The sequence below is a fragment of the Rhizobium sp. A22-96 genome, from assembly GCF_053521805.1.
This window is the reverse complement of sequence record NZ_JBNWDQ010000003.1, coordinates 161,778-175,863: the sequence shown is the minus strand read 5'-3', so window position 1 is coordinate 175,863 and position 14,086 is coordinate 161,778. Positions and strand designations below refer to the sequence as shown.

The window sequence follows — 14,086 nt, the reverse complement described above, 5'->3', positions numbered from 1 at the left end:
CCGAAAGCTGTGGCTGGGGCGCCAGGATTCGAACCTGGGAATGCCGGTACCAAAAACCGGTGCCTTACCGCTTGGCGACGCCCCAACAGAGGAAATGGCTGCCATAGCGGCCAAACCGGCGTCTGATTAGCAAAGGTCGCATCCCGCCACAATCACTAATTATGCTCGCGCGCATATTTCTGTGCGCTTCCCGGATCGCTATGATAGGTCTTGCTGCGCTGCAATCCAACCAGGAGATCCGATGAGCCAGTTTCGCGCCCGCCCGCCGGCTGTCCCGACCGTGCTCCTCGATGACGCCGTCGTGCGCATCACGCGATGGGATTTCGAGCCGGGCGCCGATACAGGACACCATGTTCATGGCCTCGGCTATGTCGTGGTGCCGATGACGGATTGTCAGTTTCTTCTGGAGGAGCCAGGCGGCAGCAGGCGCGTCGACATCGCCAAGGGGGCGGCCTATCGGCGCGAGGCGGGTGTCGAGCACAATGTCGTCAATGCCGGCTCCGAGCCGATGTCATTCATCGAAATCGAATACAAGCAATCATGAGCACGCCAGACTTCGACCTTGCCTTCGAGCCAGCCTATGGCCGCGCCGTCCCGGTTGCGCCCGGCATCGAGCGGATGACGGTCAACAATCCCAGCGCCTTCACCTTCCATGGCACCAACAGCTATATCGTTGGCGGCTCATCCGTGGCGGTTATCGATCCTGGCCCTGAGGATGAGGCGCATTTTGCCGGCCTGATGGCGGCGCTGAAGGGGCGCGAGGTCACGCATATCTTCGTCAGCCACACCCATCGCGATCATTCGCCGCTCGCAAGACGGCTGCAGGAGGCAACGGGCGCACGCACGGTCGGCGAAGGGCCGCATCGCTCCGCACGGCCGCTCTTTCAAGGCGAGATCAACCCTTTCGCCGAAAGCTCCGACATGGAGTTCCAGCCGGATATCGTGCTTGCCGATGGCGAAAGCGTCTCCGGAGACGGCTGGCAATTGACGGCGCTGCTGACGCCGGGCCATACGGCCAACCATGCCTGCTTTGCGTTGGATGGCAGCGGCATTGTCTTCTCCGCCGATCATGTCATGGCCTGGGCGACCTCCATCGTCGCGCCGCCTGATGGTTCGATGGCCGATTACATGGCATCGCTCGAACGGTTGCTTGCGCGTGATGATCGCCTGTTCCTGCCGGGCCACGGCGGTCCGGTGAAGGAGCCGGCCGCATTCATGCGTGGGCTCAGGACCCATCGGCGCATGCGCGAACGCGCCGTGCTGGAGCGCATCAAGGCTGGCGATCGGCTGATACCCGATATGGTGAAAGCCATCTATCGCGATACCGACCCTCGCCTGCATGGCGCAGCAGCACTTTCGGTGCTGGCGCATCTGGAAGATCTCGTCGAAAAGGGCCGCGTGGAAACCGATGGCCCGCCGGCACTCATGGGTACCTATCGGCCGGCCTGAACCAGTCTACCTCTTTATTTTAACGCAATTCCGGACGGAAAACCGCTGCGCACTTTTCCTGGAATTGCTAGCTTCCGGCAATGCCGAGCAGCTCCGCATCCAGCGCCTTTAGAAAACTGTCCGCCATGTCGGCGCTGACGCCGAGATCGCTCTGCCCATAGCGGGATGCGACGCGGATATCGACCAGCGTCGTTTCAGCCTCTTCACGAAGACGGATCAACACGTCGCAAGGTAGACCGAAAATGCGGGTGCGGGTCTCACCCTGCAGGATGACATCGGTGTTCTGGCGGATCAGATCGGCGACGCCATCGCGAAAGGGGCGCGGCGTCGGCACAGGAACAAAACCGGGCACGTCGCCGACGGCATTGTCATCCTGGGCTGGGCCGGGAGTGAGCGTACGAGTGCGCCGCTTCGGCTTCACAGCGCCATTCGGATCGGCAACATCGGCGCCATCGGCCTTGATGATGGTGATGTGATTGTCTCTCGCAACCTTGCGCACCGCCTCCAGCACGCGGTCGGCGGCACCCTCATAACGACGACTGATCAGGGCGGGATAGGCATCGAATTGCGCGTCGCGTTCCTCTTGCGTCACCAGATGCCGCGACGGCAGCCAGATCTGCCTGGCGTCCGGCGTCGACAGCCATTCGGGGGGATCATTGAGGTCGGTCGAGACCTCGTAGATCGGCGGGCGGGTCCAATAGCGCTCGGCACCGAAGCCAAAAATCGCAAGGGGCAAGGCGGCATAGACGATTGCCTTGACCGCGGACACACCGCCGAAGGCAGCGCTTTGCCAAAGCTGGGCAAGGCCGATCACCGCCAGCAGAACCGCCACGGCGGCACAGCCGGCCGAGATGAACAGCAGCAGCACGAAATAGGGCATTTCCAGGGGGCCGAAACGATGACCGATCAGCGTGACACCGCAGAGCACCAGCGCAAAGGACGCGATCAGACGCGCAGCGCGGGCAGCATGTGAAACGGGACGGTCGAAGCGAATGGTCATCAATGGCTCGTCGGCACGTCGGATCGGAAGCCGGATGCGCCGATTCCCGGAAAGCAACTTATGCTTAGATCAGGAAATGGTGAAAATAAATCAAATCCCATGCCGTCTTTGAGCAATCTCCCGCCGGCGTCGAATGCAGCTATGGCCAGCACAAAAATGTGAGTACTTGCTTAAATTCCTAAAAAAGGCCATTCTTTGGCGTTTTATCGAGGCTGTGAAAGGACTTGATGAGATGGAACCGATGCTTTCTCAAGACGTCACCGCCAAGCCGGCAGCAGGAGCACCGATGACCTCGGCGGATGCGGGTGACCCGATCCTGCCGCTCGAGCTTCTGGAGCTGGAGCTTTCGCTCGAAGGCTTTTCCGGCGGCGAGCCGGGCTTTTGCGAAGCCGTGCGAAGCGCCGCTTCAGCCGTCAACGGCGATTTCCTCTTCGATCTTCCCGCAACCGGCCTGATCCCCGATTGCCGCAGACTTGCGGTTATCAGGATCCCCGAGGGAGATACAATGCGCACCCTGTTTGCTGCACTCGATGAGGACGGCGCCGAGATCCGCCTGTTGCAACCCGATGAGGAAACCGAGCATCTGCTGCGTTTCGCCGATGCCTTCATCGACCTGCTGCAGCGCCTGCCGGAACAGCCGAGAGAAGCCGCCTAGGCATTCGGCCCGCGGCGATGATAGGCCTTTCGCGCCATCAGGCGCGGCGCTATAATTCGTGACTGCATCTCTGCATTCAGGACATCAAGTCATGCGTATCGCTGCTTCCATCCTCTCCCTTCTCGCCATCGCATTCGTGCTTTCTTCGTGCCAGACGGCCGAGGAAATACGAGCGGCCGACGAAGCCAGATGTGGCGGCTACGGTTTCCGTCGCGGCACTGAGAATTTTGCCAATTGCCTGATGAATCAGGATCTTAGCCGACAGGCAGATCAGCGGGCTTTCATGGAAAGCAACGATGATTTCTTCTGGGGTCCGACAGTCGTTGTCGGCGGCCCAGGATATTACTATCACCGCGGCTATTGGCGTCGCTGAACAACGCCGCACGCAATCACTTGAGAATCAGGCTCGTCCCCTGATCGCCGCTTGCGCCGCTGCCAGCCGCGCGATCGGCACACGGAAAGGCGAACAGGACACATAATCCAGGCCGATATCCTCACAGAAATGGATCGAGGCCGGATCGCCGCCATGCTCGCCGCAGATGCCGAGCTTCATGTCGTTGCGCGTGCGGCGGCCGCGCTCTGCGGCAATACGGATCAACTCCCCTACCCCATCGAAATCGAGCGATATGAACGGATCGTGCTCGATGATGCCCTTGCGCTGATAGGTCGGGATGAAGGCGGCGGCATCGTCGCGCGACATGCCGAAAGTGGTCTGCGTGAGGTCGTTGGTGCCGAAGGAGAAGAATTCGGCAGCCTCGGCGATGATATGGGCACGCAGCGCGGCGCGCGGCAGCTCGATCATCGTACCGACGAGATAGTCGATTTTCATCTTGGCTTCGGTCATGACGGCGCGAGCAACCTCATCTATCCGCGCCTTGACGTAATCCAGCTCCGAGCGCAGGCCGACGAGCGGCACCATGATTTCGGGCACGACCGGAGCGCCGGTTTCGCGCGCTGCCAGAACCGCAGCCTCGAAGATCGCCCGCGCCTGCATCTCGACGATCTCAGGATAGGAAATCGCCAGCCGGCAACCGCGATGGCCGAGCATGGGGTTGAACTCGTGCAGGGCATCGACGCGCTGGCGCAGGATAGCCGGCTCCATGCCCATGCTGCCGGCAACCTCGGCAATCTCCTCGTCCGTCTTCGGCAGGAATTCATGCAGCGGCGGATCGAGGAGACGAATGGTAACGGGCAGACCGTGCATGATGGTGAACATGCCGGTGAAATCGAGCCGTTGCATCGGCATCAGCTTGTCAAGGGCGACACGGCGGCCGGCCTCGTCTTCGGCAAGGATCATCTCGCGCATCACATGGATGCGGTCGCCCTCGAAGAACATATGCTCGGTACGGCAAAGACCTATGCCTTCGGCACCGAAGGAGCGCGCAGCGCGCGCATCAGCCGGCGTATCGGCATTGGTGCGCACCGTCATGCGCCGCGAGCGGTCGGCCCAGGCCATGATGAGCCCGAAATCTCCGGACAATTCCGGCTGGATCATCGGCACTTCGCCCTTCAGCACCTGGCCGGTGGAGCCGTCGATCGTGACGATATCGCCCTTCTTCAGGGTGACGCCGATGCCGATCAGCTTTTCGTTGCGCATATCGATGCGCATGGTGCCGGCGCCGACGACGCAAGGGATGCCCATGCCACGAGCGACCACAGCCGCGTGGCTGGTCATGCCGCCGCGTGTGGTGAGGATCGCCTCGGCGGCATGCATGCCGTGAATATCTTCCGGGCTGGTTTCGATCCGCACGAGAATGGCCTTGCGGCCCTCTTCCTCGGCCGTGATCGCCTCTTCGGCCGAAAAGACGATCTCTCCGGTGGCGGCACCCGGTGATGCCGGAAGGCCGGAGCCGATGACTTCGCGACGGACACGCGGGTCGATGGTCGGATGCAGCAGCTGGTCGAGCGTCATCGGGTCGATGCGGGAAACCGCTTCATCCTCGGTGATCAGCCCCTCGGCCACCATATCGACGGCTATCTTCATCGCCGCCTTGGTGGTGCGCTTGCCAGCTCGTGTCTGCAGCATCCAGAGGGTGCCGCGCTCGATGGTGAACTCCAGATCCTGGACGTCGCGATAATGCGCTTCCAACTGCGCGCAGATGCTTCGGAATTCCGCGAAGGCTTCCGGCATCACCTTCTCCATCGATGGCCGGTCGTAGCCGGAGGCGATGCGGGCGGCCTCCGTGATGCTCTGCGGCGTGCGGATGCCGGCGACGACATCCTCGCCCTGGGCATTGACGAGAAACTCTCCATAGAGCTCCTTCTCGCCGGTGGAAGGGTTGCGGGTGAAGGCAACACCGGTGGCCGAGGAATTACCCAGATTGCCGAAAACCATCGCCTGGATATTGACGGCGGTGCCCCAAGCCTCGGGGATATTGTGCAAATGGCGATAGGTGACGGCGCGCGGGTTCATCCAGCTGGAAAACACCGCACCGACCGCCCCCCAGAGCTGGACCTCGGGCTCCTGCGGGAAGGCGACGCCAAGCTCTTCCTCGATAACGGTCTTGTAGATCGAAACGACATGCTGCCATTCGACGGCGGTGAGATCGGTATCGAATTCATGGCCGAAGCGAGCCTTCTCATCCGAGAGGATCTCTTCAAAGACCTCGTTGTCGAGGCCCATCACGACATCTGCATACATCTGGATGAAGCGGCGATAGCTGTCCCAGGCAAAGCGCGCGTCGCCGGCATCGTGGCCGAGCGCCTGCACCGTGTCGTCGTTGAGACCGAGATTGAGGACCGTATCCATCATGCCGGGCATGGACGCACGTCCGCCGGAGCGCACCGAAACCAGCAGCGGCTGCTTGGTATCGCCGAACTTGCGTCCGGTGATGGCTTCCATCTGCCTCAGGCCCTGCATCACCTGCGGCTTCAGCTCATCGGCAATATTGCGGCCATTCTTGTAATAGTAGGTACAGGCTTCGCTGACAATCGTCAGGCCGGGAGGAACCGGCAAGCCGAGACTGCACATTTCAGCAAGATTTGCGCCCTTGCCGCCGAGCATCTCATAGTCTCCGGCGCGCCCCTCGGCTTTGCCGGCACCGAATGTGTAGACCCACTTTGTCATTGTCTCGTCCAACTCCCGCGTTGAACTTAATTCATTGAGAGGCAAATGAAAATCGACAAATACGGCAAAATGTTGCGCTGCACAATAAATATGCCCCGCGGCTTTCCGATTTCAATCGATTGATTGAAATCGGCGCCTTGGAGGCTGTCAGAAACGTGAGAAATAAACGGCGATCACGGATCTTGAGCCGAAGCTCACACTTCGGCCTCCCTCCGCGCCAGGATCTTGTCGATCCGCATGCCGTCGAGATCGACGATCTCGAAGTGCCAGCCGCCGAAGGTGAAGCTTTCGCCGACTTCAGGCAGGTGGCCGAACTGGTAGAGAGCAAAGCCCGCGAGCGTATGGAAACTGACGTCCTCCTCGCCCTCGCGCAGGCCAAGCCGCGCAAAGGCATCATAGACCGGCATCATGCCTTCCATCAGCAGCGATCCGTCGGCCCGCTCGACGACATCTGGCGTCTCGTTTTCCATATCGGGCAGATCGCCGGCGATCGCTTCCAGAAGGTCGGTCTGCGTGACGATGCCTTCCAGGCTGCCATATTCATCAATGACCATGGCGAGGCGCACCGGCGCGCGCTTGAAGCTCTCGAGCACCTTGAAGACCGCTGTCGCCTCATGCACGACCAGTGGCTGGCGGATGACGGCCAATGGGTTCAAGGGCTCTCCGTTCAGCAACTGATCGAGAAGATCCTTTTTCAGGACCATGCCGATCGGCTCGTCGATCGATCCACGCGCCACCAGAAGCTGTTCGAAACGGCTTTCGCGAATGGTCTTTTGCATCTCAGCCGGCGTGTCGTCGGCATCGATCCAGTCGACCTCCAGCCGTGGCGTCATGATGTTGGAGACATCGCGGTTGCCGATATTGAAAACGCGCTCGACCAGATCCTGTTGAGCTTGCTCCAGCAGGCCGGCTTCCTGGCTTTCAGCGATCAAAAGCTTGATCTCGGCTGGGGAATGCAACGACCCTTCGCCGGCACCCGGCTGCAGCCCGAAAAGACGCAGGACGAGGTTGCCGAGACGGTTGAGGACGGTGATTGCCGGGCGCAACAGGAAGAGGAAAAGGCCGAGCGGACGAACAACACCAAGGGCTGTGCCCTCGCTGCGCTGCAACGCCAGGCTTTTCGGCGCGAGTTCTCCGAGGACAATGTGCAGCGCGGTGATGATGATGAAGGAAATGGCAACGGCAATGGCGTGCGAGCTGGCAGCGGCCCATGCGCCGGGAAGGAATGCGAGAAGCGGCTCGAGAAGATGGGCAAGCGCGGGTTCACCGACCCAACCGAGGGCGAGCGACGAAATCGTGATGCCGAGCTGCGTGGCCGCCAGATTGGCGTCGAGATTGTCGACCGCCTTCTGCAGCGACTTGGCATTCATCCGCCCTTCGGCAACCAGCTCCGTCACGCGGCTGCGGCGAACGGAAACCAGAGAAAACTCCGCCGCAACGAAAAAGCCATTGGCGGCAACGAGCAGCAACACGGCGAGTATTCCGAAGAAATCGAAAATACCGCCTCCAGATCCAGACATACTTCCCTTCCGGGCGGATTAGCGCCACATATTGTTGATCAAAAACAAAACTATCACGCTTTACGGCTGTGCGGCAGCCGACGCGGCAATTTCTTGTCGATAACGGAACAGTTTTCTTCCCGAACCACGGGAAGACGCTCAGGCGATCTCGCGCAGGCGCTCGGCGGTCTGCAAGTCGACGGAGACAAGCTGTGAGACGCCCTGCTCCGCCATGGTCACGCCGAAAAGGCGATCCATGCGGGCCATGGTGATGGGATTGTGGGTGATGACCACAAAGCGCGTCTCGGTCGAGGCAGCCATCTCATCCATCAGGTTGCAATAGCGCTCGACATTGTGGTCGTCGAGCGGTGCGTCCACTTCGTCCAGCACGCAGATTGGCGCGGGATTGGTGAGGAACACGGCGAAGATCAACGCCATGGCCGTCAGAGCCTGCTCGCCACCGGAGAGCAGTGTCATGGTCTGCGGCTTCTTGCCGGGCGGGCGGGCAAGAATTTCGAGGCCCGCCTCAAGCGGATCATCGGATTCGATCAGCTGAAGCTCGGCCGTGCCACCACCGAACAGGTGTGTGAACAGCCGCTGGAACTGCGCATTGACGATATCGAAGGCGACGATCAGACGTTCGCGGCCCTCGCGATTGAGGCTCTGGATCGCGCCACGCAGCTTGCGGATGGCGTCGATGACATCGTCACGCTCCTTGATCAGCGCCTGCAGCCGCTCGATCAGCTCCTGGCTTTCCTCCTCGGCGCGCAGGTTGACGGCGCCCAGGCGTTCGCGTTCGATCTTCAACCGCTCCAGTTCGCGCTCGACTTCGCGCAGATCCGGCATGTTTTGTGACACCGACAGGCCGGTCAATCGCATGGCTTCATGCGGCTCGACATTCAGCGTCTGGCGGATACGCAATTCGCTCTCCTGCCGGCGCTCGCGGGCGGATACTAGGCGCTCCTCGACGCGGCCGCGTTTTTCGCGGCTTTCGGCAAGTTCGGACAGTGCGGTCGCAGCGTGGCGATCAGCTTCGCGTTGAACGATTTCCGCTTCGGCGAGACGGTCGGCAGCCGCACGGCGCGCTTCCTCGGCCTTCTGCAGCTCGTTCATCAAGGCGCGGCGCTTGTCGTCGAATTCATCCGGTGCAAGGTCGAGCTCGGCGGCCTCGTCACGCGCTTCCTCTTCGCGGTCACGCAGCGTTTGAATATGCTCTTCGGCGCTGGCAGCGCGCTGGTGCCAGGTGTCGCGTTCCTGCTGGATCGCCAGGATACGGCGCTGTCGCGCCTCGTTTTCGCGGTTCAGGCCCTCATGACGGGCGCGGGCTTCGGCCAATGCGCCGCGATCCGTCGCGACTTCCGCCTGCTGCGCCTGCAATTTCAGATCGATGGCAGCAAGATCGGGTGCGTCTTCCAGCTCGATGCGGGCATTTTCATCCTGCATCGCCACATCTTCCAGCTGCTCCCGCAACCGGCTAATTGCTTCGGCGACCACATCGCGGCGGCGGATAAGATCGCCCGACGCGCGCTCGGCCACAACCAGAGCTTCGCGGGCCTCGGCCAGATTGCGGGCGGCAAGGCGGCTGGTATCACGGGCAGCGCCCAAACGTCCCTCTTCCGCCCTGATCGCCTCCGCGGCTATCGACAGGCGCTCTTCAGCTTCGCTCAGGACGTCGCGCGCAAGCTCGACCTCGGCTTCCAGCTCGGTGAGACGATTCTTCTGAGCCAGCCGCAGCGCTGCGGCGCTCGGGGCATCGGCTCCGGTCACATGGCCGTCCCAGCGAAACACCGCGCCGTCCTTGGTGACAAGCCGCTGCCCGGGCTTCAACGCCGCCATCAGCCGCTCGGCATCCGCTACAGCGACAATACCGATCTGACGGAGACGACGGGTCAGCGCAGCCGGCGCGCCGACATGCGAAATCAACGGCATCGCACCTTCCGGCAAGGCTGGGTCGGCGGTGCCACCACTATTGTCGGACCAATAAGAGGGCGCCTGGGGATCGAGCGAGGATTCCAGATCATCGCCAAGAGCGGCACCGAGCGCGGTCTCAAAGCCACGGTCGACGCGCAACTCCTCTGCGACGGGCGAAAACGCGCCCGACGTATCGCCTGCCGCCAGCATCTTCGAAATGGTGCGCGCTTCCGTCTCGATAGCGTTCAACCGAGCCCGTGCCTGCTCGACCGGTCCGCGCGACAAAGCTTCGGTTTCGCGTGCCCTGGAGAGAGCCGACTCGACAAGCTGGATCGCCGCCTCGGCATCCGCAACGACGCCTTCGGCCGCTTCGACCATGTCGCGCTTTTCGCCGGGATCGGGAAGGTCGGCCATCTTTTCGTCGATGGCGGCAAGTTCGCGGTTCGCCTCGTCCAACTGGCGTTCGAGCCGCATCTTGCGGTCGGCGAGGTCGCGAATGGCACGTTCGAGCTGGTTGCGGCCGGCGGCGGCCTCGGCGCGTTCTGCCGTCAATGCGGTGAATATGCGTTCGCTATCGGCAAGCTTTGCGGCTGCCTCCTCGAACACCCCGCGCGTTTCCTCGGCAAGCCGGCCGGAATCGGCGAGAATCTCGGCAAGATCACTCTCTTCCGCGTCCAGCCTGGCAAGGATCGTCGCATTGTCGGCGACAAGACGTTCCTCACGGCTGATATCCTCGGCCAGCTGCGCGAGCCGGCGGGTCAGCTCGTCGCGGCGGCGCAGGATGCGATTGGCATCCTCTTCAAGCTGGTTGCGGGCAAATTGCAGGCGCTGGAGGGCGGCGGCGGCCTTTGCCTCGTCTTCGCGTAGATCCGGCAGCTTGAAGCTGGCGATCCCCTGGGCCTTTGCCGCATCCATCTGGGTCTGAGCCTTTTCGGCCACCAGCACCGTTGCCTGGTTAAGCGCGCTATCGGCTTCGGCTTCGGCTTCCTTCGCCTGCACCCAGCGAATATGCAGCAACATCGCCTCGCGAGCGCGGATGTCGGCGGACAGCATCTTGAAGCGATTGGCCTGGCGTGCCTGACGCTTCAGGCTTTCGATCTGGCTTTCGAGCTGCGAGGTGACATCATCCAGGCGCTCAAGATTGCCTTCGGCTGCGCGCAGGCGCAGCTCGGCCTCATGGCGGCGCGAATGCAGGCCGGAAATGCCCGCTGCTTCTTCCAACAGCTGGCGCCGCGCCTGGGGCTTTGCCTGGATCAGCTCGCCGATGCGCCCCTGCCCGACCATGGACGGCGAACGCGCGCCCGTCGAGGCGTCGGCAAAGAGAAGCTGCACATCCTTGGCGCGCGCTTCCTTGCCGTTGATGCGATAGACCGATCCCTGTTCGCGCTCGATGCGGCGCGTCACCTGGATCTCGTCGCTGTCGTTAAAGGCGGCAGGCGCGGTGCGGTCGCTATTATCGAGATAGAGGCCGACTTCGGCGGTGTTGCGCGCCGGACGATTGCCCGATCCGGAGAAGATGACATCATCCATGCCGGAGGCGCGCATGTTCTTGTAGGAATTCTCGCCCATGACCCAGCGCAGGGCTTCGACAAGGTTGGACTTGCCGCAACCGTTGGGGCCGACAACGCCGGTCAAACCGCGCTCGATAACAAATTCCCCCGGCTCTACGAAGGATTTGAAACCGACCAGTCGAAGCTTGTTGAATTTCATCGGCTGATCTCCACCCTTCCCTTGAGGGGGAGGGTCGGACCAAAGGTTCGGGGTGGGGTGATCATGCATTCACCCCGGAAATCACCCCCACCCGCGCGTTCCGCGCGACCTCCCCCTTCGAGGGGAAGGTAGTAGAAAACAGGCGCGCGGCCTCTGCCGCCCGCCTGTGCATCGAAAAGGCGCGGATCAGAGAAGGCCGTCGATGAGCTTCGACATGGCATTAACAGACATGTCCCCTGCATAGCGTTTGCCATTGATCAGGAAGGTCGGTGTCGCATTGACGCCGAAATCCTTGGCAGCGCGTTCCCTTACGGAATTGACATCATCCAGAAGCTTCTGGTTCGTCAAGCACTTCGTAAAGCTATCCTCAGTAAAACCAGCGAGTTTCGACATTTGCAGCAGTGCGGCACGGCCATCGACATCCGGAGAGGCCCAGGCGATCTGCTGCTTGAACAGCATTTCGACCATCGGCATGTACTGCTCCTGCGGGGCGCAACGGGCCAGCATGAAGGCTGCAGCGGCGCGCGGATCGAACGGGAATTCGCGGATGATGAAGCGAACCTTGCCGGTGTCGATATACTTCTGCTTGATCGTTTCGAAAGTCGTAACAGCGAAATGCGCGCAGTGCGGGCAGGTCAGCGACATGTATTCGACGATCTTGACCGGAGCGTCTTCCTTGCCGAGTGCGATTTCCGGCAACGGGCCGGGCTTCAGCACTTCGGTCATGTTGACGTCGCCATCGGCCGGGGGGACTGCGTCGTCTCCGGAAGCGGTGGACTCCTGGCCGCCTGCGGCCGTCGAGGCATTTGCAGCGGATGCGGTGTCGGCAAAGGCAGCGAACGCCACGGAGAGAGCTGCAACGGCAGAACCGCCCAGCAGGTGGCGTTTGGTCAAGAGCATGTCGGACATCGGCATAGAGTCACCCGTCGTTGAAAGAGGTCTTCGAATGTTTCATGCGATATAACGGCTGGTTGCCGCTAACAAGGCACGGTTGACCAACTTTCTTCAAAGAATTGTGACCTGGCAAAGACAAACGCCTTAAATTTCTTCCACAATTCACGAATAATCACTGCGCCCAGCCTGCTACCGGCGCTTCCAGACCATTGCAGTGCCCAACCTCTGGATTGCCGCGCGCAACTTCTCGTCCTCGATGCCGTCCATCATGCCTTCGAGCTTGCGGGCCGCCTCGCCTTTCAGCGGCGGCGGCGTGCGGGAGCGCTTCGAAGCAACCGAGACCGGCTTCTGCACGATGCGGATCTGGCTGACCGCATGGAAGCCAAAGAAGCCGTTGATGCGCTGGATCAGCTCGCCCTGCGCATGGGTGAGAAAAAGGGCGCGGGCGCCCTCGCAGGCAATGGTCAGGACACCCGGCTGATAGCGATTGTCCTCCCCGGCGCCGCCGCGCTTCGCCCAGGCGATCTTTTCCGGCCGCGTGCATTCGGCAAAATCGTCCCCAGCGATCTCGTCCCAGGAACCAAGCAGAGCCGTATTGATGCCGGCACGCTTCGCCAGCACGGGATCGACGATGCCGTTGGTCAGCTCGGAAATCTGCTTCTCGCCTTTTCGGGGATAACTCATCTCAATCGGCTTCCGGCGCATGCTTTGTACGTTCAAGAGCTTGATCGCCCGACGCAGCTTGGCCAAGTATAGAGCAATTCCCCTCAACGCGGCAAATCATGACCACGACTTTACAATCCCCTTCGGCCGCATCCCTGCTTGCCTGGTACGATCGCCATCACCGGGATCTGCCATGGCGCGTCTCGCCGTCCATGGCAGCAAAGGGCGTGAAGCCCGACCCCTATCGCATCTGGCTGTCGGAGGTGATGCTGCAGCAGACGACCGTGCCTGCGGTCAAAGCCTATTTCGCAAAATTCGTGGAGCGGTGGCCGACGGTGAACGATCTCGCGGCGGCGCCGAACGACGACGTCATGGCCGCCTGGGCCGGGCTCGGCTATTACGCGCGCGCGCGAAACCTGAAGAAATGCGCCGAGGCAGTTGCGGCAGACCATGCGGGTCGCTTTCCCGATACCGAGGATGGCCTGCGTGCCCTGCCCGGCATCGGCGATTACACATCCGCCGCCGTCGCCGCAATCGCATTCAACCGGCAGGCAGCCGTGATGGACGGCAATGTGGAGCGCGTCATTTCCAGGCTCTACGCGATCTCTGCGCCCTTGCCCGGCGCCAAGCCTCAGATGAAGCAGAAAGTCGCCCTGCTGACACCCGCCGACCGACCCGGCGATTTTGCCCAGGCGATGATGGATCTAGGCGCGACGATCTGCACGCCGAAGCGCCCCGTCTGTTCGCTCTGTCCGTTCAACGGCGCCTGCCAGGCGCTGGCCGGGCATGACCCCGAACATTTTCCCGTCAAGGCCGCCAAGAAGGATAAGCCGATACGGCAAGGCGCGGCTTTCGTCGCGGTCAATGGCGATGGCGAAATCTTTCTGCGCCGGCGCATCGAAAGCGGCCTGCTCGGCGGCATGACGGAAGTGCCCACAACCGGCTGGACCGCGCGTATCGATGGCGCGACAGGAACCGAGGCAGCCCCTTTCCGAGCCGATTGGCAGGCTGCGGGGACCGTGACGCATGTGTTCACCCATTTCGAATTGCGGCTGTCGATCTATCGCGCCCAAGTGGCATCGAACGCCGAGCACAATGACGGATGGTGGGAGCCGGTTACAAATCTTGAAGCGCAGGCACTGCCAACAGTCATGAAAAAAGCGATCACTCAGGCTATTCCCAATGCCTTCACAAAAGTTGGGGCAGTCAACAAAGCCAGCGCCTAAACATCAGGAATC

General features: G+C 61.7%; 11 protein-coding genes and 1 tRNA gene. 5 read left to right on the top strand and 7 right to left on the bottom strand.

Translation table 11 applies throughout. The features are described 5' to 3' along the window. Nucleotides 1-10 precede the first annotated feature (10 nt). Nucleotides 11-85: transfer RNA gene (locus ACQZ6F_RS13590), tRNA-Gln, on the bottom strand. A 156-nt stretch (nt 86-241) separates the two neighbouring features. Between ACQZ6F_RS13590 and ACQZ6F_RS13585 the strand changes: the two genes are divergently transcribed. Further along, nucleotides 242-544 carry a cupin domain-containing protein gene (locus ACQZ6F_RS13585; RefSeq protein ID WP_449093669.1) on the top strand — a complete coding sequence of 101 codons (303 nt, stop codon included), beginning with the start codon at nt 242-244 and terminating at the stop codon, nt 542-544. Further along, nucleotides 541-1,449: an MBL fold metallo-hydrolase gene (locus tag ACQZ6F_RS13580; protein WP_077471239.1), complete on the top strand. Its 909-nt coding sequence runs from the start codon at nt 541-543 to the stop codon at nt 1,447-1,449. Before ACQZ6F_RS13585 ends, ACQZ6F_RS13580 begins: the two co-directional genes overlap by 4 nt. A gap of 67 nt (nt 1,450-1,516) precedes the next feature. Here the strand turns inward: ACQZ6F_RS13580 and ACQZ6F_RS13575 are convergent, their stop codons facing one another. Then, complete coding sequence (locus tag ACQZ6F_RS13575) at nt 1,517-2,449, bottom strand: DUF1499 domain-containing protein (RefSeq protein ID WP_449093670.1); 933 nt, start codon at nt 2,447-2,449, stop codon at nt 1,517-1,519. A 241-nt stretch (nt 2,450-2,690) separates the two neighbouring features. Between ACQZ6F_RS13575 and ACQZ6F_RS13570 the strand changes: the two genes are divergently transcribed. Next, a complete protein-coding gene (locus ACQZ6F_RS13570; protein ID WP_136687235.1) occupies nt 2,691-3,104 on the top strand; it encodes a hypothetical protein in 414 nt (137 codons plus the stop codon). Between the two features lie 91 nt (nt 3,105-3,195). Next, on the top strand, nt 3,196-3,477 hold the full coding sequence (locus ACQZ6F_RS13565; RefSeq protein ID WP_449093671.1) for a hypothetical protein: 282 nt from the start codon (nt 3,196-3,198) through the stop codon (nt 3,475-3,477). A 27-nt stretch (nt 3,478-3,504) separates the two neighbouring features. Here ACQZ6F_RS13565 and ppdK read toward each other — a convergent pair whose 3' ends face one another. The 5 genes from ppdK to ACQZ6F_RS13540 form a co-directional block, all read right to left on the bottom strand. Then, nucleotides 3,505-6,171: a pyruvate, phosphate dikinase gene (ppdK, locus tag ACQZ6F_RS13560; RefSeq protein WP_449093672.1), complete on the bottom strand. Its 2,667-nt coding sequence runs from the start codon at nt 6,169-6,171 to the stop codon at nt 3,505-3,507. Nucleotides 6,172-6,365: 194 nt separating this feature from the next. Continuing rightward, a complete protein-coding gene (locus ACQZ6F_RS13555; RefSeq protein ID WP_449093673.1) occupies nt 6,366-7,691 on the bottom strand; it encodes a hemolysin family protein in 1,326 nt (441 codons plus the stop codon). A gap of 138 nt (nt 7,692-7,829) precedes the next feature. Beyond that, on the bottom strand, nt 7,830-11,291 hold the full coding sequence (locus tag ACQZ6F_RS13550) for a chromosome segregation SMC family protein (RefSeq protein WP_449093674.1): 3,462 nt from the start codon (nt 11,289-11,291) through the stop codon (nt 7,830-7,832). A 186-nt stretch (nt 11,292-11,477) separates the two neighbouring features. Next, complete coding sequence (locus ACQZ6F_RS13545) at nt 11,478-12,206, bottom strand: DsbA family protein (protein WP_068385055.1); 729 nt, start codon at nt 12,204-12,206, stop codon at nt 11,478-11,480. A gap of 168 nt (nt 12,207-12,374) precedes the next feature. After that, the gene (locus tag ACQZ6F_RS13540; RefSeq protein ID WP_449093675.1) at nt 12,375-12,869 is read right to left on the bottom strand and encodes a DUF721 domain-containing protein; all 495 of its coding nucleotides are present in this window, start codon (nt 12,867-12,869) and stop codon (nt 12,375-12,377) included. Between the two features lie 98 nt (nt 12,870-12,967). On the opposite strand from ACQZ6F_RS13540, the gene mutY reads away from it, so the two are divergent. Next, nucleotides 12,968-14,074, top strand: a complete 1,107-nt coding sequence (mutY, locus tag ACQZ6F_RS13535) for an A/G-specific adenine glycosylase (RefSeq protein WP_449093676.1) — start codon at nt 12,968-12,970, stop codon at nt 14,072-14,074. Nucleotides 14,075-14,086 lie beyond the last annotated feature (12 nt).